This is a genomic window from Pseudomonas sp. Root401, from assembly GCF_001425105.1.
GTDB classification, from domain to species: domain Bacteria; phylum Pseudomonadota; class Gammaproteobacteria; order Pseudomonadales; family Pseudomonadaceae; genus Aquipseudomonas; species Aquipseudomonas brassicacearum.
Genome location: NZ_LMDO01000021.1, coordinates 18,330 through 35,135 on the forward strand (window position 1 = coordinate 18,330; position 16,806 = coordinate 35,135).

Genomic DNA, 16,806 nt, shown 5'->3' on the forward strand with positions numbered 1-16,806 from the left:
CGTTCCCACGCTCTGCGTGGGCATGCATCCCGTGACGCTCTGCGTCACAACAGCGGACGCAGAGCGTCCATGGCGGCATTCCCACGCGGAGCGTGGGAACGATCAGCTAACCCAACGCCGTCTTCTCCAGGTGTTCAAGGATGATCGGATACACATCCACCACCGCATCCTTGCCGAACATGCAGTCGATGTGGCCGTACCCCGGCACTTCGTGGCGGCTGAACAACTGCGGGCCGTGCATCTCGCACAGTCGCTCGTAGGTCTTGAGGGTGCTTTGTGGCAGGTAGCACTGGTTGTCGGCGCCGCTGATGAAGCAGATCGGCAACTTCAACCGATCGAAATGCGGCATGTAGACGTCGTTGCCCTTGAAGTCCACCAGATGCCCCTTGCGTACGATCAGCGCCAGGTGCTCGAAGGTCTGAATGTTCGACTCGCCGAACAACTCGTGCAGGTTGTCGTGCAGGGTTTCGTTGAGAGTGTCGTGGCGGTACAGCGACGCATACATGAACGTGATGCGATGGCAGACCGGGTTGGTGCAGTAGCCCTGGGCCTCGATCCGGGCATAGCCGTTGAGGGCCTTGTCGTAGAGTTTGTTGAACCAGCTTTCCTTGGTGTCGGCGTAGGCCGTGAGGGACTTGATGCCGATGGCATCGAGCATACCCGGCAAGTGCAAACCGGCCTTCAGACCGGTGGCGGTGGCAACCACCGTGTCGGCGGCGATCTGCGAGCAGACCACCGAACGCACGCCCTGCAAGCCCGCCAGCATCGACATGAAGAAGGTCGTCGCGCCGTAGCAATGCACCACGCACTGCACGTCACGGGCCAGGGTCGCCTGCTGGATCTGCTCGATGGCGGCCTTGAAATCGTACAGGGCAACCTGGTCGCCGTTCCATTCGTTTTTGCTGGCCGGCAGCAGGATACTCACCCGCAAATCCAACAGCCAGACGTCGTATTCGTGCTTGCAGAGGTATTCCAGCAGGTTGGTGTGGATGGTGTCGGTGGAGAAAATATTCGAGCCCACGCCCAGGCCATGGACCAACATCACCGGGCCTTTGCTGCCGGCCTGGTAACGGGTCAGGCGCAGTTCGACGTTGTCTTCGGTCGGGAAGAAATGCACCACCGGTGGCGGCGCATCCAGTGGACGTTTCAACCGGGGCGGCGCGTCCGGGTTGAAGTAGACGTCGCCGGCGAAGACCCCGCCGTAGCTCTCCCACAAGATGCCGGCAAAGAACTTGCCGAACCGCGCCAGCGCCTCCACGCGCTCACGTTCATTGCGGGCGTTGAGCACTTTCATGGTGGTCATCTGCTTGGCGAAGTCGGCCGGCAGAATGTGCATCACCCCCGAACCGATCACCGCGCCAGTCTTGTCCGGTCCGCGATAGAGCGTGACATAGAGCGTGCTGGTGTCGTGCCAGATGTTCAGCACACCGTTGTCCTCGGGCACGGTCTTGAAGGCGCTGAAGTAATAGTCGCTGCCGTCTTCGGCGGTCAGCTTCATGTCGTAGTTCATGTGCCGCACGCCAACCTGTTCCTGGTACTGCTCGAACAGGTTGAACACCCCATTGCTGGCGACCAGCGGCTGCGCGGAGAGCGACGGTGCGTCGAGGGTGCCTACCAGGGTCGCGGCGTGTTCCGGTTCCTTGATCAGCCGGTTGAGGTCGGCGGCGGTGATCGTCAGGGTGAACTCGATGGGCGAGTTGTCGGCCTTGCCACGCTTGGCCGCCGCTTCGTACAGGCTGAGGTCGGTGCCCTGGGGTTGGGTGAAGGCTGTGGAAAAGTAGCCCTTCATGGTTTCGGTGAACTGCACGCCGAGGGTCGGCGCCGCCACGGTTTTGCGCGGGGCCGAGGGCAGCGTGTAGTCGATGATCCAGCCGCGGTCGGCCGCCAGCAGGCCCATGTTGCGCTCGCTCACCGCCGAAATGGTCAGCAACGGGTTGACCGCCAATGACGTCGGGATCACCGCACCGTCGGTCACGTACAGGCCCGGGTAGACATCGGTGCCGCTGGCGCCACTGAACACCTGGCCCTTGTGGTTGACCACGCCTTGGGTCGCATCCTCACCCATCACGCAACCGCCCAGGGGATGGACCGAGACGATGCTGTGCTTGAGCAACTTGGTCCAGATCGGGTTTTCGACCCAGATCCCGCCCAGGGCCTTGGTGCTCTGGTGCAGCCGCTCGTTGCCGAGGGTGACGTTCTCCTGTTCGCCGACGCCGGGCCAGTCGATGCGCAACTGATCCTTGCTGTCGAGCAGCATGCGCCCCTTGGCGTTGTCATGGCTCATGATCAGGTAGGTCTGCATGTTGTGCAGCGCGCCGTGATACGGCCCGCGCAGGAAGCTCTCGGCTTCGCGCCCCTTGTACTTGAGGCTGGCGCCGAAGCCGGTGTCGGTGGGCACGCCAATCATCCCGGCGAACGCCGCCATGCTCGGCACCATGGCCTGGCCGAGGGCGCCGGGAATCGATCCCTCCTCGATGACCATGCGGCTGCGCCAGTCGCCCTCGGTACGCATGTCGATGATCGAGGTGATGCACGGCCCCACCGGTTCCAGTTCCTTGGCCGAATGGGCGCCGAAGCCGATGCCGTTGATGACCTGGTCGCAGTTGTGTCCGAAGCCGAGGATGTCGCCGTTGCCGCTCATGTTCTCGCCCAACTGGCTGGACATCGACAGGCCCTTGTCCCGCGAGCGCAACATGATTTCGGTGGAGCCCAAGGTGCCGGCAGACACCACCACGATGTCGGCGCGCACGAACAGGGTCGGCGCCGAGAACATCTCGCGGCCGCTGTCCAGGTATTGGAAGTGCACGATCCAGCCATCACCGTCGCGCTCCAGGTGCCGCACCTCGGCCTGGCAGAAAATCTCCGCGCCGTGGTTCCAGGCATCCGGCAGGTAGTTCATCAGCGTGGTGTTCTTGGCCTTGTTGTTACAGCCCGAAACGCAATCGCCACAACCATTGCACGGCAGCTGCTCGACGCCGACGTGGTTGAGGTTGTTGGGCAGCTTGTCGAAAGTCACGTTGATCGGTGGTTTGTAGAAATGCGCGCCTTGCTTGAGGTAATCGGCCGACTTCTTGTGCGCGTCGAGCTTGGGCAGGTTCGGTTCCGACGCGGGGTAAGGGTTGGGCTTGAGCATCTCCCGGGCCCGGGCGTAGCCGTCCTTGAGCAGCGTGTCCTGGTGATCACGGACCGCCTGGGGCCAGCGCGGGTCCTCGAACACGCCAGGCTCCGGCTCCAGCGCAACGTTGGCATTGATCAGCGACGTACCGCCCAGGCCACAACCGACTACCACGTTCTGCTGGGCGTTGACGTGCAGGTCGAACAGCCCGGTGCGCGAACCGATGTGGCCATCCGGGTCATGGACCTGCAGTTCCTCGGTGGCCGCGAGCAGGGTATTGGGGTATTCGCCGGGCTGGATTTCCCGGCCACGCTCCAGCAGGCACACCTTGCGCCCTGCCCGGGACAGGCGCGAGGCAGCAATGCCGCCACCGTAGCCGGAACCGATGACGATCACGTCGTAGTGTTCCTGGATGTCACTGATGGGGGTCGAGATCCGTGTCATGTTCAAGTCCTCTCAGGCAGATGGGGCAACTCTGCGGTTGCCTGCAAATCGACAGACGCACGAACGCCTGGCCACCGTCCCTTGCAGGGTCCGGTGACAGTCAGCGGTGCTACAGGGGAAAAACCCGGGCGCTATAGACGCGCACGCTGATTGACGGCGCGACGATGAATACGTTTGTGCAACGAGGTGGGAGGTGTCGGAACGCAGGTCACCGATGAGAGCGGATGTGAGCGGGGGTCCTTGCTATCCATCATGTGTTCTCCCTGAACCTGATGTGGATAAAGGTGCGATGTCCTTGTGCCATGGAGTGAAGACAGCCCACAGACCCTCGTCAAGGGTGTGACTTAGAACTGTATGAAATTTGATCTATCGCGATTTGCGCTATGCCGGCCGTGGCTTGCAGCGTTTGGCGAACAAGTTATCCACATGACCACCCACAGCAAATGGGGACAAGTGTGCGTATGTCCGGCATTTTTCCACCGGCAAAGTGAATAAAAACCGTGACTTATGAACAATGACGGTTTTTCCGGCCTGTCGGTTGTTTTTTGATCAAAAGTCTGCAAGCCATGCCTGACAAGGCCTGTGGCGGTAAGCGAACACCTTATCCACAGAAGCGCCAACAGCGTTTGGGGGTAATTTTGACGATTCTGTGGAAAACCCTTTGGACGGCTTGTAAATCGAGCTTTCCCGAAGGTTTTCCTGATAAAAATGGCTGATTGATCATTTTATGATCAACTCACTGAACGCCCCGGTTCGTATGGCTTGCAGCGTAGAGCGAACATCTTATCCACAGAAGCGCCAACAGAGATTGGGGGCAAGTTTTGGCTGGAGCGAATAACTACTCACAGGCAAAAGCCAATAAAAACCGTGGGTTAGGCTGACTATTTTTTGAACGCAGGCCTGGAGGGCCTGGTTTGCATAGGGTGCAGAGAGGGGCGAACAGGTTATCCACAGAAGCGCGCACAGGGATTGTGGGTAACCCACCATGCCTTATTCTTTGTGGGAGCTAGCCCTGTGGGAGCAAAGCTTGCTCGCGATGAAAACGCCTCGATCTCTTAAGTGCCGAGGCGCCTGGATCGCGAGCAAGCTTTGCTCCCACAAGGGGCTAGGGGGTACTTGAGGTCAGCGAACCACCCCTTCCTCCACCAACAGCTTGAGAATCGCCTCGGCCCCCGCCTCCGCGCTCACGCCCTTGAGCACTTGCCCGCCTCCGCCGCTGGCCTTGGCCGTGGCGGCTTTCATGCGGTCGGCGCCGCTCTTGGCCTTGATCACTTTCAAGCGTTTGGGGCGCGGCTTGGCCGGTTGCAGGGTTGCCACCGCCAGCAAGGTGTCGTCGATCACTTCGACCTCCTCGCCATGCAATGCCCCCCGCCGGGCCGGGCCGTAGGCGCTTTGCCGAGGTTTTGGCGCGGCGTTATCCACAGTGGCCAGGAACGGCAGGCGTACTTTGAGGCGTCGCCGTTGGCCGCGGGGCAAGGCTTGCAGCACCAGGGCCACACCATTGTCGATGGACTCGACCTGGGCCAGCCCCACCACCAACGGCCAACCAAGATTCTCGGCCAGCAGGAACGGCAGCATGCCCGAGCCTTCACCGGTTTCCGCCTGGCTGCCGGTGAGCACCACTTGGGCGCCGGCGTCACGCAGGTAATCGGTCAGGGCCGGCAGGGCATCGGCGCCGACAGGGTTTTCCAGCACGTGCAGTTCGTCCAGGCCCATGCCCAGGTAGGCGCGCAGGGCCGGTTCGGCCACGTCGCCGGCGTGCAGCACTTGCAGGTCGCTGCCGGCCAGTTGCAGGCCCAGTTCCACGGCCCGGGCGTCCTGTTCGGCGCGCCGGGGTCGCCCGGAAGTGGGGTGGGCGCCGATGGACACGAGGCTGATCACTTGGGTACTCATCAACTTATCCTTCTTAAGCCGCATCGCGCTTGGCTTCGTTGCGGTAAGCCTCTACCGCCGCGATCAAGGCCTGGAGAATCGCTGCGCTGTCACCGATCACCGACAGGTCTGCCCGTTTGATCATGTCGCAGCCCGGATCAAGGTTGATCGCCACCACCTTGTCGCAGGCGCCAATGCCCTGCAGGTGCTGGATCGCCCCGGAAATCCCCACGGCCACGTAGACCCGCGCCGTAACCCAGGTGCCGGACGCACCGACCTGGCGATCGCGGGCCATGAAGCCGTCGTCCACCGCCACCCGCGAAGCGCCTTCGGTGGCGCCCAGGGCCGCAGCGGTCTGGTGGAACAGCGCCCAGTCCTTGACCCCGTTGCCGCCGGAGAAAATGAATTCGGCTTCGGCCATCGGGATCGCACCCGGGTCCACCGCCACCGCGCCGAGGTCTTCGATACGCGACAAGCTGCGAGCCACGCTTGTGGATAACTCCACCGGCAAGGCTTCGTGGCGAGTTTCGCTGACCGGTTCAGCACATTCGGCCGCCGCCAGGATCAAGCGCGCCAATGGCCGGGCCAGGTCTTGCAGGCCGGCACCGGCGCGGCCGATACACTCTTCACCCTTGACCTGCCAGACCCGCGTGGCTGGGCGTTCGCCCAGGGCCGCAGCCAAACGCCGGCCCAGTTCGCCGCCACCGGTGCGGCTGTCAGGCAATAGCCAATGACGCGGGCTGAACTGGTTATCCACAGCCCGCAGGCCTTGCACCCGTTGTTCCGGTGCATAACCGCTGAATTCCTCGCCATCGAGCACCAGCAAGCGGTCGACACCGGCCGTGGCGAAGGCGTTTTCCTTATGCTCACCGAAAACCACCGCCAACACCGCACCTTCGCTGCCGGCAAGCTGGTGGGCCAGGCCCAGCAGATCGCGGTCGTGGCTGCTCAAGCGGCCACCGACCATGTCCGGCACCACACTGATGTAGAACGCCGGTTGCGGCACCTGATGCAGCGGCAATTGCACTTCAGCGGCGGCGGTACGCTTGGTCGCGCCACCCTGCTGGGCGCCGCTGCGGTCGATGCGCTTGATGCCATTGGGGCCGATGAAACCGACACCATGAACGTTCTTGCGAATGACGCCGTTGGGCCCCATCCAGCTGTGCTGCACCGGTTGCATGGCCGCGTGAAGCGGGTGCAGGCGGTTGCGGGCGATCCACTCGGCGCGAGGGTCGCGGCGGATGATGTCGCTCATTAATGCACCTCCGCAGGTTCACGTTTGGCCGGGGCTACAGGCTTGCTTGGGGCCGCGTCTTCCAGCAGCGCGTCGGCCACCAGTTCGGCAATGTCCTTGATCATCGGCCGCGGCTCGACCACGCCTTCCAGCATCGCGGTGCACTGTGGACAACCCACGGCCACCAGTTCGGCGCCGGTTTCGCGGATGTCTTCCATGCGCATATCAGGGATCCGCTGCTTGCCCGGGATGTCGGTGATCGGCGCGCCGCCGCCACCGCCGCAGCAACGCGAACGGAAACCGGAACGCTGCATCTCCTTGACCTCGATACCCAGCGCACGCAGCACCTGGCGCGGCGCCTCGTATTCGCCGTTGTAGCGGCCCAGGTAGCACGGGTCGTGATAAGTCACGCTGTCGCCCTTGTGCTGGCCGAGGTTCAGCGCGCCAGCGTCGATGATTTCCGCCATATAGGTGCTGTGGTGCTGTACCAGGTAGTTGCCATCGAAGGCACCGTATTCGTTTTTCAGTACGTGGAAACTGTGGGGGTCGCAGGTGACGATGCGGTTGAAGCTGTATTTGGCCAGGGTCTGGATATTGCGCTTGGCCAACAGCTGGAACGTCGCCTCATCACCCAGGCGCCGGGCCACGTCGCCGCTGTCGCGTTCTTCGAGGCCGAGCACGGCGAAGTCGATTTTCGCCGCCTTGAGCACTTTGACGAAGGCACGCAAGGTGCGCTGGTTGCGCATGTCGAAGGCACCATCGCCGACCCAGAACAGGACGTCGGTGGATTTCTTCTCGCTGAGCAGATTGAGGTTCAAGTCCGCCGCCCAGTTCATCCGCCCGCCCGGGGCGAAGCCGCCAGGGTTGTCGGTGGCGATGAGGTTTTCCAGCACTTCGGCGCCTTTGTTCGGCGTGGCGCCTTTTTCCAGGGTCAGGTGGCGGCGCATGTCGACGATGGCGTCAACGTGCTCGATCATCATCGGGCATTCCTCGACGCACGCCCGGCAGGTGGTGCAGGACCACAGGGTCTCGGCGTCCACCAGGCCGTTGACGATCGGCTGATGTGGGTTGCCGCTGTGCTCGCCTACCGGTTTACCCGGATAGGGGCTGCCGGCGAATTTCGCATCGGTGCCGCCGGCCAGGCCGACGACCATGTCCTGGATGAGTTTTTTCGGGTTCAGCGGCTGGCCGGCAGCGAACGCCGGGCAGGCGGCTTCACACTTGCCGCACTGCACGCAGGCATCGAAGCCCAGCAGTTGGTTCCAGGTGAAATCCTTGGGTTTTTCCACACCCAGCGGCGCGCTAGGGTCGTTCAAGTCCAACGGCTTCAGACCGGTGGAACGACCGCCACCAAAGCGCTCGGCACGGCGGTGCCAGGCCAGGTGCAGGGCACCGGCGAAGGCGTGTTTCATCGGCCCGCCCCAGGTCATGCCGAAAAACAACTCCGACACACCCCACAGCACGCCGACACCCAGGATCGCCGCCACCAGCCAACCGCCGAAGTTTTCCGGGAGGATGCCCGCCACCGGCAGGGTCACCAGGAAGAACGACGCCGAGAAGGCCAGCAGGCTTTTCGGCAGGCGCATCCAGGGGCCCTTGGACAAACGGGCCGGCGGATTGCGCCGACGCAGGTAGACGAAGATCGCACCGACGAACATCACGGCCGACATCAACAGCAACGCATAGCCGAGCAAGCGATTGTGCAGGCCAAACCCGTGGACCAGGATCGCCAGCACCACCGACGCCACCGCACCACCGGCCGTGGCGACGTGGGTATTGGCAATGTATTTGTCCCGCGCCACCACATGGTGCAAATCCACCATATAGCGCTTGGGCATGGCGAAGAGACCGCCGATCAGGTCGACCTTGGCCGGTCGTCCACGGCGCCACATGTTCACCCGCCGCAAGGCGCCAAGGACCGCGAGGCCCAGGGCAGCAAACAGCAGGATGGGAAGAAGGGTGTTCAACATAGGTGTTGCTCCCAAAGACCACAGGTCTTGCAGGCCAAACTAGCTGGATGCCTTGCCCGATTCCTGTGGGAGCAAGGCTTGCCCGCGATGCGATCGACTCGGTCAGTCAGATCCTCCGTGTCGCATTTATCGCGGGCAAGCCTTGCTCCCACAGGGTTATCCACAAGCCGTTAGAAATCCTTGCACAACCGCAGGGCGTCGTAGATGGCCGCGTGGGTATTACGCTGGGCCACACAGTCGCCGATGCGGAACAGCAGGTAGCCGTCGCCACTCTGCTCCAGGCACGGCTGGGGCTTGATCGCGAACAGGGCTTCAACGTCGATCTGGCCCTTGTTGCGCGAGCCTTCCTTGAGCGCGTAGTAGATTTCCTCGTCCGGCCGCACGCCGTTTTCCACCACCACCTGGTCCACCACGCGTTCTTCCTTGGCGCCGGTGTATTCGTTCTCCAGCACCGCCACCAGCTTGTCGCCTTCGCGGTAGACCTTCTCCAGCATCATGTCCCCGGTCATGATCACTTCCTTGGGGTACATGCTGCGGTAGTAGGTGGGGAACGACGTCCCGCCAATGGCCACGCCCGGCTTGATGTCGTCGGTGACGATCTCGACCTGGCTGCCCTTGTCGGCAAGGAAGTCGGCCACCGACATGCCGGTGAACTCGCAAATGGTGTCGTAGACCAGTACGTTCTTGCCCGGTGCAACCTTGCCGTCGAGCACGTCCCAGCTACTGACCACCAGCCCTTCGGCGGCGCCCCAGTGCTCGTTCTGCTCCAGGTACGGATGGCCGCCGACGGCCAGCACCACCACGTCCGGACGCAAGTCCATGATGGTTGCCGCATCAGCCGCCACGCCCAGGCGCAGGTCGACTTTCAACCGCGCCAGCTCCAGTTGGAACCAGCGGGTGATACCGGCGATCTGGTCCCGTTGCGGCGCTTTCGAGGCGGTGGTGATCTGCCCGCCGATGAATTCCTTTTTCTCGAACAGGGTCACATCATGCCCCCGTTCGGCGGCCACACGCGCCGCTTCCATCCCCGCTGGGCCGGCACCCACGACGACCACCTTGCGTTTCGGCCCGGTGGACTTCTCGATGATGTGCGGCACGCCCATGTATTCACGGGACGTCGCGGCGTTCTGGATGCACAGCACGTCCAGGCCCTGGTACTGGCGGTCGATGCAGTAGTTGGCGCCGACGCACTGCTTGATCTGGTCGATCTGGCCCATCTTGATCTTGGCGATCAGGTGCGGGTCGGCGATGTGGGCGCGGGTCATGCCGACCATGTCGACGTAACCGCCCTCCAGGATCCGCGTGGCCTGGTTCGGGTCCTTGATGTTCTGCGCGTGCAACACCGGAACCTTGACCACTTCCTTGATACCGGCGGCCAGGTGCAGGAACGGCTCCGGTGGATAACTCATGTTCGGGATGACGTTGGCCAGGGTGTTGTGAGTGTCGCAACCCGAGCCCACCACACCGATGAAATCCAGCATGCCGGTGTCATCGTAGTACTTGGCGATCTGCTTCATGTCCTCGTGGGACAAGCCATCCGGGTGGAATTCGTCACCGCACAGGCGCATGCCTACACAGAAATCGTCGCCTACTTCGGCGCGCACGGCTTTCAACACTTCCAGGCCGAACTTCATGCGGCCTTCGAAGGTGCCGCCCCATTCGTCGGTACGCTTGTTGACCCGCGGGCTCCAGAACTGGTCGATCATGTGCTGGTGCACGGCGGACAGCTCGACGCCGTCCAGGCCACCGGCCTTGGCGCGCCGTGCGGCCTGGGCGTAGTTGCCGATCACCCGCCAGATCTCTTCCGGCTCGATGGTCTTGCAGGTGGCGCGGTGCACCGGCTCACGCACACCGGACGGCGACATCAGGGTCGGCCAGTTGAAACCGTCCCAACGCGAGCGCCGGCCCATGTGGGTAATCTGAATCATGATCTTAGCGCCATGCTTGTGCATGGCGTCGGCCAGGTTCTGGAAGTGCGGAATGATGCGGTCGGTGGACAGGTTCACCGAACTCCACCACTCCTGCGGGCTGTCGATGGCGACCACGGACGAGCCACCGCAGATTGCCAGGCCGATGCCGCCCTTGGCCTTCTCTTCGTAATACTTCACGTACCGGTCGGTGGTCATGCCGCCGTCGGTGGCGTAGACCTCGGCGTGCGCGGTGCTGAGCACGCGGTTGCGGATGGTCAGCTTGCCGATCTGGATCGGCTGGAACATTGCTTCAAAAGCCATGGTGCGATCCTCGACTTACAACGGCTTGACGATGAACAGGCCGTCGTCGTGGCCTTCTTCGGAACCGCCGTAGACCTGCTCGGCCACGGTGCGGATCTTGCTGCCGCGCGCGGCGAGGATCTGGTCCATGGCACCGGCGAACCAGCCGGTGAACATGTAGTCGACCTTGCGCCCGACCTTGCCGTACACATAGACGAATGCCGAGTGTTCGAGCTTGACGCTGGCGGTGCCTTTGTCCAGGTCGATGTCCTGGATCTTGAACAGGCCCCAGCCACGCTGCGACAGGCGCTTCATGTAGTGTTCGAACACCGCGACGCCTTCCAGGCCATGGCATTCGGCTTCTTTTTCACACCAGTGCCAGGCGGATTTGTAGCCGGCCTTGTAGAGAATCTCGGCGTAGGCGTCGGCGCCCAGCACTTCTTCGATGCCCATGTGGTTGTTGACGAAAAAGTGCCGTGGCACGTACAGCATCGGCAGGGCGTCGGAGGTCCAGACACCGGTTTCGCTGTCGACTTCGATAGGCAGTTGCGGGGCGATCTTGGCCATGAAAACTTGACTCCGGAAATTCGTGATGTGCCTGCGGCGCGAGTGGCCGCAGGTAAAGGATTCAGTGATGCAACGGGGTTTATTCGCCCCAGACGTCCTTGAGGACGTTCACCCAGTTCTCACCCATGATCTTGCGCACTACCCGCTCAGGATGGCCGCGCTTGAGCAGCGTCTCGGTGAGGTTCGGGAACTCGCCCACGGTGCGGATGCCCAGGGGGTTGATGATCTTGCCGAAGCTGGTCAGACGACGGGCGTAGCCCTTGTCGTGGGTCAGCATTTCAAAGAAGTCCTGGCCGTGGCCCTGGGTGAAGTCGGTGCCGATACCGATGGCGTCTTCACCGACGATGTTCATGGTGTATTCGATGGCTTCGGCGTAGTCGTCGATGGTCGAATCGATGCCCTTGGCCAGGAACGGCGCGAACATGGTCACACCGACGAAACCGCCGTGGTCGGCAATGAACTTCAGCTCTTCATCGGACTTGTTGCGCGGGTGTTCTTTCAGGCCGGACGGCAGGCAGTGGGAGTAGCACACCGGCTTCTTCGATTCGAGGATGACCTCTTCGGAGGTCTTGGAACCGACGTGGGATAGGTCGCACATGATGCCGACCCGGTTCATCTCGGCGACGATTTCGCGACCGAAGCCCGACAGGCCGCCGTCACGCTCGTAGCAACCGGTGCCGACCAGGTTCTGGGTGTTGTAGCACATCTGCACCACACCCACGCCCAACTGCTTGAAGATCTCGACGTAGCCGAGTTGGTCTTCGAAGGCGTGGGCGTTCTGGAAACCGAAGATGATGCCGGTCTTGCCCTGTTCCTTGGCGCGACGGATGTCGGCGGTGGTTTTCACCGGGATCACCAGGTCGCTGTTCTCGCGGATCAGTTTCTGGCTGGCGGCGATGTTGTTGATGGTGGCCTGGAAACCTTCCCACACCGACACGGTGCAGTTGGCTGCGGTCAGGCCGCCCTTGCGCATGTCTTCGAACAGGTCGCGGTTCCACTTGGCAATGATCAGCCCGTCGATAACGATGCTGTCGGCGTGCAATTCGGCTGGGCTCATCAGGCAGTCCCCTTTTGTCAGCGATTCATGCGCCGAATCGTGTGCCGGCGCTTTGGGGCCAGCATATGCCTGAGGGCCGTGGCGACCCGGTGCAAAAACGACAGGGGAATTGCCGAAAGCGTCAATCCACGACAATGGACTACAACAGGCCCACCCTGCCCGTCTGTTCTTTAGCCGACGCTTGCGCCAGAATCCGCCGCATCACTGGTTTTCACTGGACTCGAGCGGCAACGCGATGAAATCACTCTTCCTGGCTTTGGCACTGATCAGCACCCTGGCACACGCAACCGAAGACACCGGGCCCAACCCCTGCGACGAAGTTGAAAACGACGTCCAGACCCTGGCCTGCTCGGTCTACGGCAAAACCGCCGCCGAACAATTGCTGGGCGAAAACCTGCAAAGCCTCTTAGAGCGCCTGCAAACCCGCTACGCCAGCGACAAGGCCCAGCTCAACGACATCACCACCAAGGTCAAGGCCGCCCAGCAACTGTGGCAAAAACAGCGCGAGGCCGACTGCGCCATCGCCGCCTTCCCGGCCAAACCCGGCAGCGAAACCTACAAAATCGCCGAAAACGACTGCATGGCCCAGGTGAGCGATGATCGGTCGGAGTTTTTGGAGTCGATTGGGCAGGAGTGATGCTTCAGAAGCCGTTTAGCGCGGTAAGCTGCTTGCATCATTGGTAAAGGGATTCACATGAAAACGTGCGGCATCGAAATCAAAGGCAGCGAAGCAATCATCGCCGTTGCCTCGCTGGATCAACAGGCGCTGAGCCACGTCCCGCTGAACACCAAGAAAATCGCCCTGGACGACGATGACGAAGCCGCCAACGTCAAGGCGTTTGCTGCTCAGGTCCGGGCGTTCGTGACGGATAACGGTATCGAACGCATCGCCATCAAGAAGCGCAGCAAGAAAGGTGAGTTCGCCGGTGGGCCGACGACGTTCAAGATCGAAGGGGTTTTCCAGTTGCTCGACGGTTGCGAGGTGACGCTGCTGTCGCCGCAGACCATCAATGCGCAGAGCAAGAAACATGACTTCGCCCTGCCGGCAACGCTGAACAAGTATCAGCATGAGGCGTACAAGGCGGCGTGTTCGGCGCTGGTGAAGAAATAGACCTTTTCCAGCCGAACACAATACCTGTTGCGAGGGAGCTTGCTCCCGCTCGGCTCTGTAGGAGCTGGCGAAGCCTGCGATCTTTTGATCTTTCACTTGGGACTCAAGTGTCTGGGGAAAGATCGCAGCCTCGCTTCGCTCGACAGCTCCTACAAGACGCCACCCAGCGGGAGCAAGCTCCCTCGCCACGGGATATATTCAAAATTCAATGTTGCTGGCGATACCCCTTCAACCAATCGGCAAACGCCTTGTCCTCCAGCGCATAACCACCACGGTTGGACTTCCACACCAATTCCTTTTCACGCAGCGCATCAATACAGGATTGGATGGTCTGGGTACCGGGCACGACTTCGCTTCCCATGGTCCTCAGTGCCTTGCCCACCGCCTCCAGCGTTGAATCGGTGAAAGATGCGAAGGGTTCGTTGTTTTGCGAGCGCTCGGCCATGACCTGCAACACGGCGCGCTGGGGCACCGTCAGGGCGTTCCAGGCGCTCTCGAACTCGGTCCAGACGCCGGCGCGCAGCATTTCAGCGCTATTGCGCAGCAAGTCACCCAACTGGCTCGCCTCACCCAGCTCCAGGGCAATTTCGCCGATGACGCTGCGCAACATCTCGGGACGGTGCCCAACCAACTCAAAAGCCTGGTCGAGGTCATCGGCGTTGAACTGGTTGGTCTGGGCCAGGTGTGCGTTCAAGTGGGCGGTGTAGGCTTGGGTGAAGGCCCTTTTCATAAGGCACCAGTGCCCCGGCGATGGCCGAGGCGATCAGGTCGGCAGGGTCGTTCTCCTTGTTGGCCCAAAGGTCGACGTAGACCGCGAGCCAACCTCGCGTCTCGCATTCCGGAATCAAGTCTTCGGCAGGAATGTACTTTTCCGGTACGCCTTGGCGCGGCCAGGAACAGGTCTGAGGTGTAATCCTGGATCCCGGCGCCGGCCAGCCCATCGACAATATTGCGGGCCAGATCGGGGCGCTGGAAGACAAAACCGGGGTGCTTGGAGATGGTTTTATACTCAATTATGGCGGCAGGTATAATTTACAGTCGCGAGCATAATTGAGTATAAAAGCCCGTCAAACCAGCTCCCGCCCATCCCCCTGCCGCCGCCGATCCTCTCGCGGGCAGCGCTCGAACCGTGCCCGATAGCTGCGGGTGAAGTACGACGGTGACTCAAAGCCGCAGGCGATGCTCACTTCCAACACACTCATGTCGGTCTGGCGCAGCAGCTGCCGGGCCTTCTCCAGGCGCAGACGCAAGTAGAAGTTGCTCGGGGTGTCGTTCAGGTGCAGGCGGAACAGGCGTTCGAGCTGGCGACGGGTGACGTTGATAGACTCGGCCAGCGCCAAGGTGCTCAGGGGCGGTTCGCTGTGGGTTTCCATCTCGCCGATGACATGCACCAGCTTCTTGTTGCGAATGCCATAGCGGTTGGCGATTTCCATGCGCTGGTGGTCTTTGCGCGGGCGGATGCGGCCGAGCACGAACTGCTCACTGACCTGGATCGCCAGTTCCGAACCGTGGGCCTGGCCGATCAAGTCCAGCATCAGGTCGATGGACGCAGTGCCGCCCGCACAGGTGATGCGGCGACGGTCGATTTCGAACAGTTCCTGGGTCACGCTGAGTTGCGGATAGGACTCCTTGAACGCCTCGATCGCTTCCCAATGCAAGGTCACGCGGTGCCCTTCCAACAGCCCCGCCTCGGCCAGCACCACACTGCCGGTGTCGATACCGCCCAGGGTCACGCCTTCGTTGTCCAGCCGATGCAGCCAGCGCTCCAGTGCCGGGGTGGCGAATTTCAGCGGCTCGAACCCGGCCACCACCCAAAGGGTCGCGCCTTTCTTCAAGGGCTCCAGTGCGGCATCGGCGTTGACCGACATGCCATTGCTCGCCAGCACCGGCCCGCCATCGACACTCAGCACATGCCAGCGGTACAGCTCGCCGCGAAAACGATTGGCAACCCGCAACGGCTCGATGGCCGAAATGAAACCGATGGCCGAAAAACCCGGCATCAACAAAAAGTAGAAATCCTGGGACATGGAGCGCACTCGGTTGGCGGGTAGCGTGCGGACCTTGATACGCCAGTTGCAACGCCCGTTCAAGAGTCGCTGCAGTGCAAGAGCACGTCGCCGCTGTGCGTTTTGCCAGGCGCCGGGCTGCGTAACTTGGCATCACCGGTGCGCAGATGCCGGAACCCATAACAATAAGCTGCCGAGGAACCCGACATGAAACGACTGATCAGCTCCTGTGTACTTGCACTTTGCGGTACCACTTTGCTCAATGGCGCCGCCATGGCTGCCGAGCCCGCCGCGTGCCAGAACGTGCGCCTGGGCGTGGTCAACTGGACCGACGTCATCGCCACCAGCGCCCTGACCCAAGTGATGCTCGACGGCCTCGGCTACAAGACCAAGCAAACCAGCGCCTCCCAGCAAATCATCTTCGCCGGCATCCGTGACCAGCGCCTGGACCTGTTCCTGGGCTACTGGAACCCGTTGATGACCCAGACCATCACCCCGTTCGTCGAGGCCAAGCAGGTCAAGGTGCTGGAGCAGCCAAGCCTCAAGGACGCCCGCGCGACCCTGGCCGTGCCGACCTACTTGGCCGACAAGGGCCTGAAGACCTTCGCCGACATCGCCAAATTCGAAAAAGAGTTGGGCGGCAAGATCTACGGCATCGAGCCCGGCTCCGGCGCCAATACCCAGATCAAGGCAATGATCGCCAAGAACCAGTTCGGTCTGGGCAAATTCCAGCTGGTGGAGTCCAGCGAAGCCGGCATGCTCGCCGCCGTGGACCGTGCCGTGCGCCGCAAGGAAGCCGTGGTGTTCTTCGGCTGGGCGCCGCACCCGATGAACGTCAACGTGCAAATGACCTACCTCACCGGCAGCGACGACGCCCTCGGCCCGAACGAAGGCATGGCCACCGTCTGGACCGTCACCGCGCCGGACTACGCCCAACAATGCCCGAACGTCGGCCGCTTGCTGAGCAACCTGACGTTCAGCGCCGAAGATGAAAGCCGGATGATGCAGCCGTTGCTCGATCACAAGGACCCGCTCGAATCGGCCCGGCAATGGCTCAAGGACCATCCGCAAGACAAGCAGCGCTGGCTCGAAGGCGTGACCACCTTCGACGGCAAGCCCGCCGCCGACAACCTGAAACTCACCAGTAACTGACTAAACGTTCTCCATCTGCGCAGCACCAAAGGGCTGCGCAGTGACTCACCACGCCTGAAGGAATCCGC

The 16,806-nt window shown here is 62.0% G+C and carries 11 protein-coding genes and 1 pseudogene; 3 read left to right on the forward strand and 9 right to left on the reverse strand.

Features of this window, described 5'->3' with window-relative positions; all coding sequences use genetic code 11:
- Window positions 1–106: 106 nt before the first annotated feature.
- From ASC85_RS16445 to ASC85_RS16475, 7 genes are all read right to left on the reverse strand, one after another.
- Window positions 107–3,559 (reverse strand): GMC oxidoreductase, encoded by a 3,453-nt coding sequence (locus ASC85_RS16445; protein WP_057450503.1) that lies wholly within the window; start codon window positions 3,557–3,559, stop codon window positions 107–109.
- Window positions 3,560–4,681: 1,122 nt separating this feature from the next.
- The gene (gene etfB, locus ASC85_RS16450) at window positions 4,682–5,452 is read right to left on the reverse strand and encodes an electron transfer flavoprotein subunit beta (protein ID WP_057450504.1); all 771 of its coding nucleotides are present in this window, start codon (window positions 5,450–5,452) and stop codon (window positions 4,682–4,684) included.
- A gap of 13 nt (window positions 5,453–5,465) precedes the next feature.
- Window positions 5,466–6,686 (reverse strand): electron transfer flavoprotein subunit alpha, encoded by a 1,221-nt coding sequence (gene etfA, locus ASC85_RS16455; protein WP_057450505.1) that lies wholly within the window; start codon window positions 6,684–6,686, stop codon window positions 5,466–5,468.
- Window positions 6,686–8,635: a dimethylglycine demethylation protein DgcB gene (dgcB, locus tag ASC85_RS16460; protein WP_057450506.1), complete on the reverse strand. Its 1,950-nt coding sequence runs from the start codon at window positions 8,633–8,635 to the stop codon at window positions 6,686–6,688. Before dgcB ends, etfA begins: the two co-directional genes overlap by 1 nt.
- Window positions 8,636–8,805: 170 nt before the next feature.
- The gene (dgcA, locus tag ASC85_RS16465) at window positions 8,806–10,866 is read right to left on the reverse strand and encodes a dimethylglycine demethylation protein DgcA (protein ID WP_057450507.1); all 2,061 of its coding nucleotides are present in this window, start codon (window positions 10,864–10,866) and stop codon (window positions 8,806–8,808) included.
- A 15-nt stretch (window positions 10,867–10,881) separates the two neighbouring features.
- Window positions 10,882–11,412 carry a 4-vinyl reductase gene (locus ASC85_RS16470; protein ID WP_003177589.1) on the reverse strand — a complete coding sequence of 177 codons (531 nt, stop codon included), beginning with the start codon at window positions 11,410–11,412 and terminating at the stop codon, window positions 10,882–10,884.
- Window positions 11,413–11,491: 79 nt separating this feature from the next.
- On the reverse strand, window positions 11,492–12,469 hold the full coding sequence (locus ASC85_RS16475) for a dipeptidase (protein WP_014340593.1): 978 nt from the start codon (window positions 12,467–12,469) through the stop codon (window positions 11,492–11,494).
- A gap of 235 nt (window positions 12,470–12,704) precedes the next feature.
- Between ASC85_RS16475 and ASC85_RS16480 the strand changes: the two genes are divergently transcribed.
- The gene (locus ASC85_RS16480; protein WP_057450508.1) at window positions 12,705–13,106 is read left to right on the forward strand and encodes a lysozyme inhibitor LprI family protein; all 402 of its coding nucleotides are present in this window, start codon (window positions 12,705–12,707) and stop codon (window positions 13,104–13,106) included.
- A 57-nt stretch (window positions 13,107–13,163) separates the two neighbouring features.
- Window positions 13,164–13,580, forward strand: a complete 417-nt coding sequence (locus ASC85_RS16485) for a DUF3010 family protein (protein ID WP_057450509.1) — start codon at window positions 13,164–13,166, stop codon at window positions 13,578–13,580.
- Between the two features lie 205 nt (window positions 13,581–13,785).
- Here the strand turns inward: ASC85_RS16485 and ASC85_RS16490 are convergent.
- Window positions 13,786–14,579, reverse strand: a pseudogene (locus ASC85_RS16490) (hypothetical protein).
- A 68-nt stretch (window positions 14,580–14,647) separates the two neighbouring features.
- Complete coding sequence (locus tag ASC85_RS16495; RefSeq protein WP_046063292.1) at window positions 14,648–15,607, reverse strand: GlxA family transcriptional regulator; 960 nt, start codon at window positions 15,605–15,607, stop codon at window positions 14,648–14,650.
- Window positions 15,608–15,793: 186 nt separating this feature from the next.
- Between ASC85_RS16495 and ASC85_RS16500 the strand changes: the two genes are divergently transcribed.
- Complete coding sequence (locus tag ASC85_RS16500) at window positions 15,794–16,738, forward strand: choline ABC transporter substrate-binding protein (RefSeq protein ID WP_013694418.1); 945 nt, start codon at window positions 15,794–15,796, stop codon at window positions 16,736–16,738.
- The last annotated feature ends 68 nt before the right edge of the window (window positions 16,739–16,806 follow it).

Excerpts from the sequence above, each read along its gene's own strand:
- ASC85_RS16500 (WP_013694418.1), top strand. The coding sequence starts at position 15,794 with ATGAAACGACTGATCAGCTCCTGTGTACTTGCACTTTGCGGTACCACT.
- dgcA (WP_057450507.1), bottom strand. The coding sequence starts at position 10,866 with ATGGCTTTTGAAGCAATGTTCCAGCCGATCCAGATCGGCAAGCTGACC.
- ASC85_RS16495 (WP_046063292.1), bottom strand. The coding sequence starts at position 15,607 with ATGTCCCAGGATTTCTACTTTTTGTTGATGCCGGGTTTTTCGGCCATC.
- ASC85_RS16485 (WP_057450509.1), top strand. The coding sequence starts at position 13,164 with ATGAAAACGTGCGGCATCGAAATCAAAGGCAGCGAAGCAATCATCGCC.
- ASC85_RS16470 (WP_003177589.1), bottom strand. The coding sequence starts at position 11,412 with ATGGCCAAGATCGCCCCGCAACTGCCTATCGAAGTCGACAGCGAAACC.
- ASC85_RS16480 (WP_057450508.1), top strand. The coding sequence starts at position 12,705 with ATGAAATCACTCTTCCTGGCTTTGGCACTGATCAGCACCCTGGCACAC.
- etfA (WP_057450505.1), bottom strand. The coding sequence starts at position 6,686 with ATGAGCGACATCATCCGCCGCGACCCTCGCGCCGAGTGGATCGCCCGC.
- ASC85_RS16475 (WP_014340593.1), bottom strand. The coding sequence starts at position 12,469 with ATGAGCCCAGCCGAATTGCACGCCGACAGCATCGTTATCGACGGGCTG.
- dgcB (WP_057450506.1), bottom strand. The coding sequence starts at position 8,635 with ATGTTGAACACCCTTCTTCCCATCCTGCTGTTTGCTGCCCTGGGCCTC.
- etfB (WP_057450504.1), bottom strand. The coding sequence starts at position 5,452 with ATGAGTACCCAAGTGATCAGCCTCGTGTCCATCGGCGCCCACCCCACT.
- ASC85_RS16445 (WP_057450503.1), bottom strand. The coding sequence starts at position 3,559 with ATGACACGGATCTCGACCCCCATCAGTGACATCCAGGAACACTACGAC.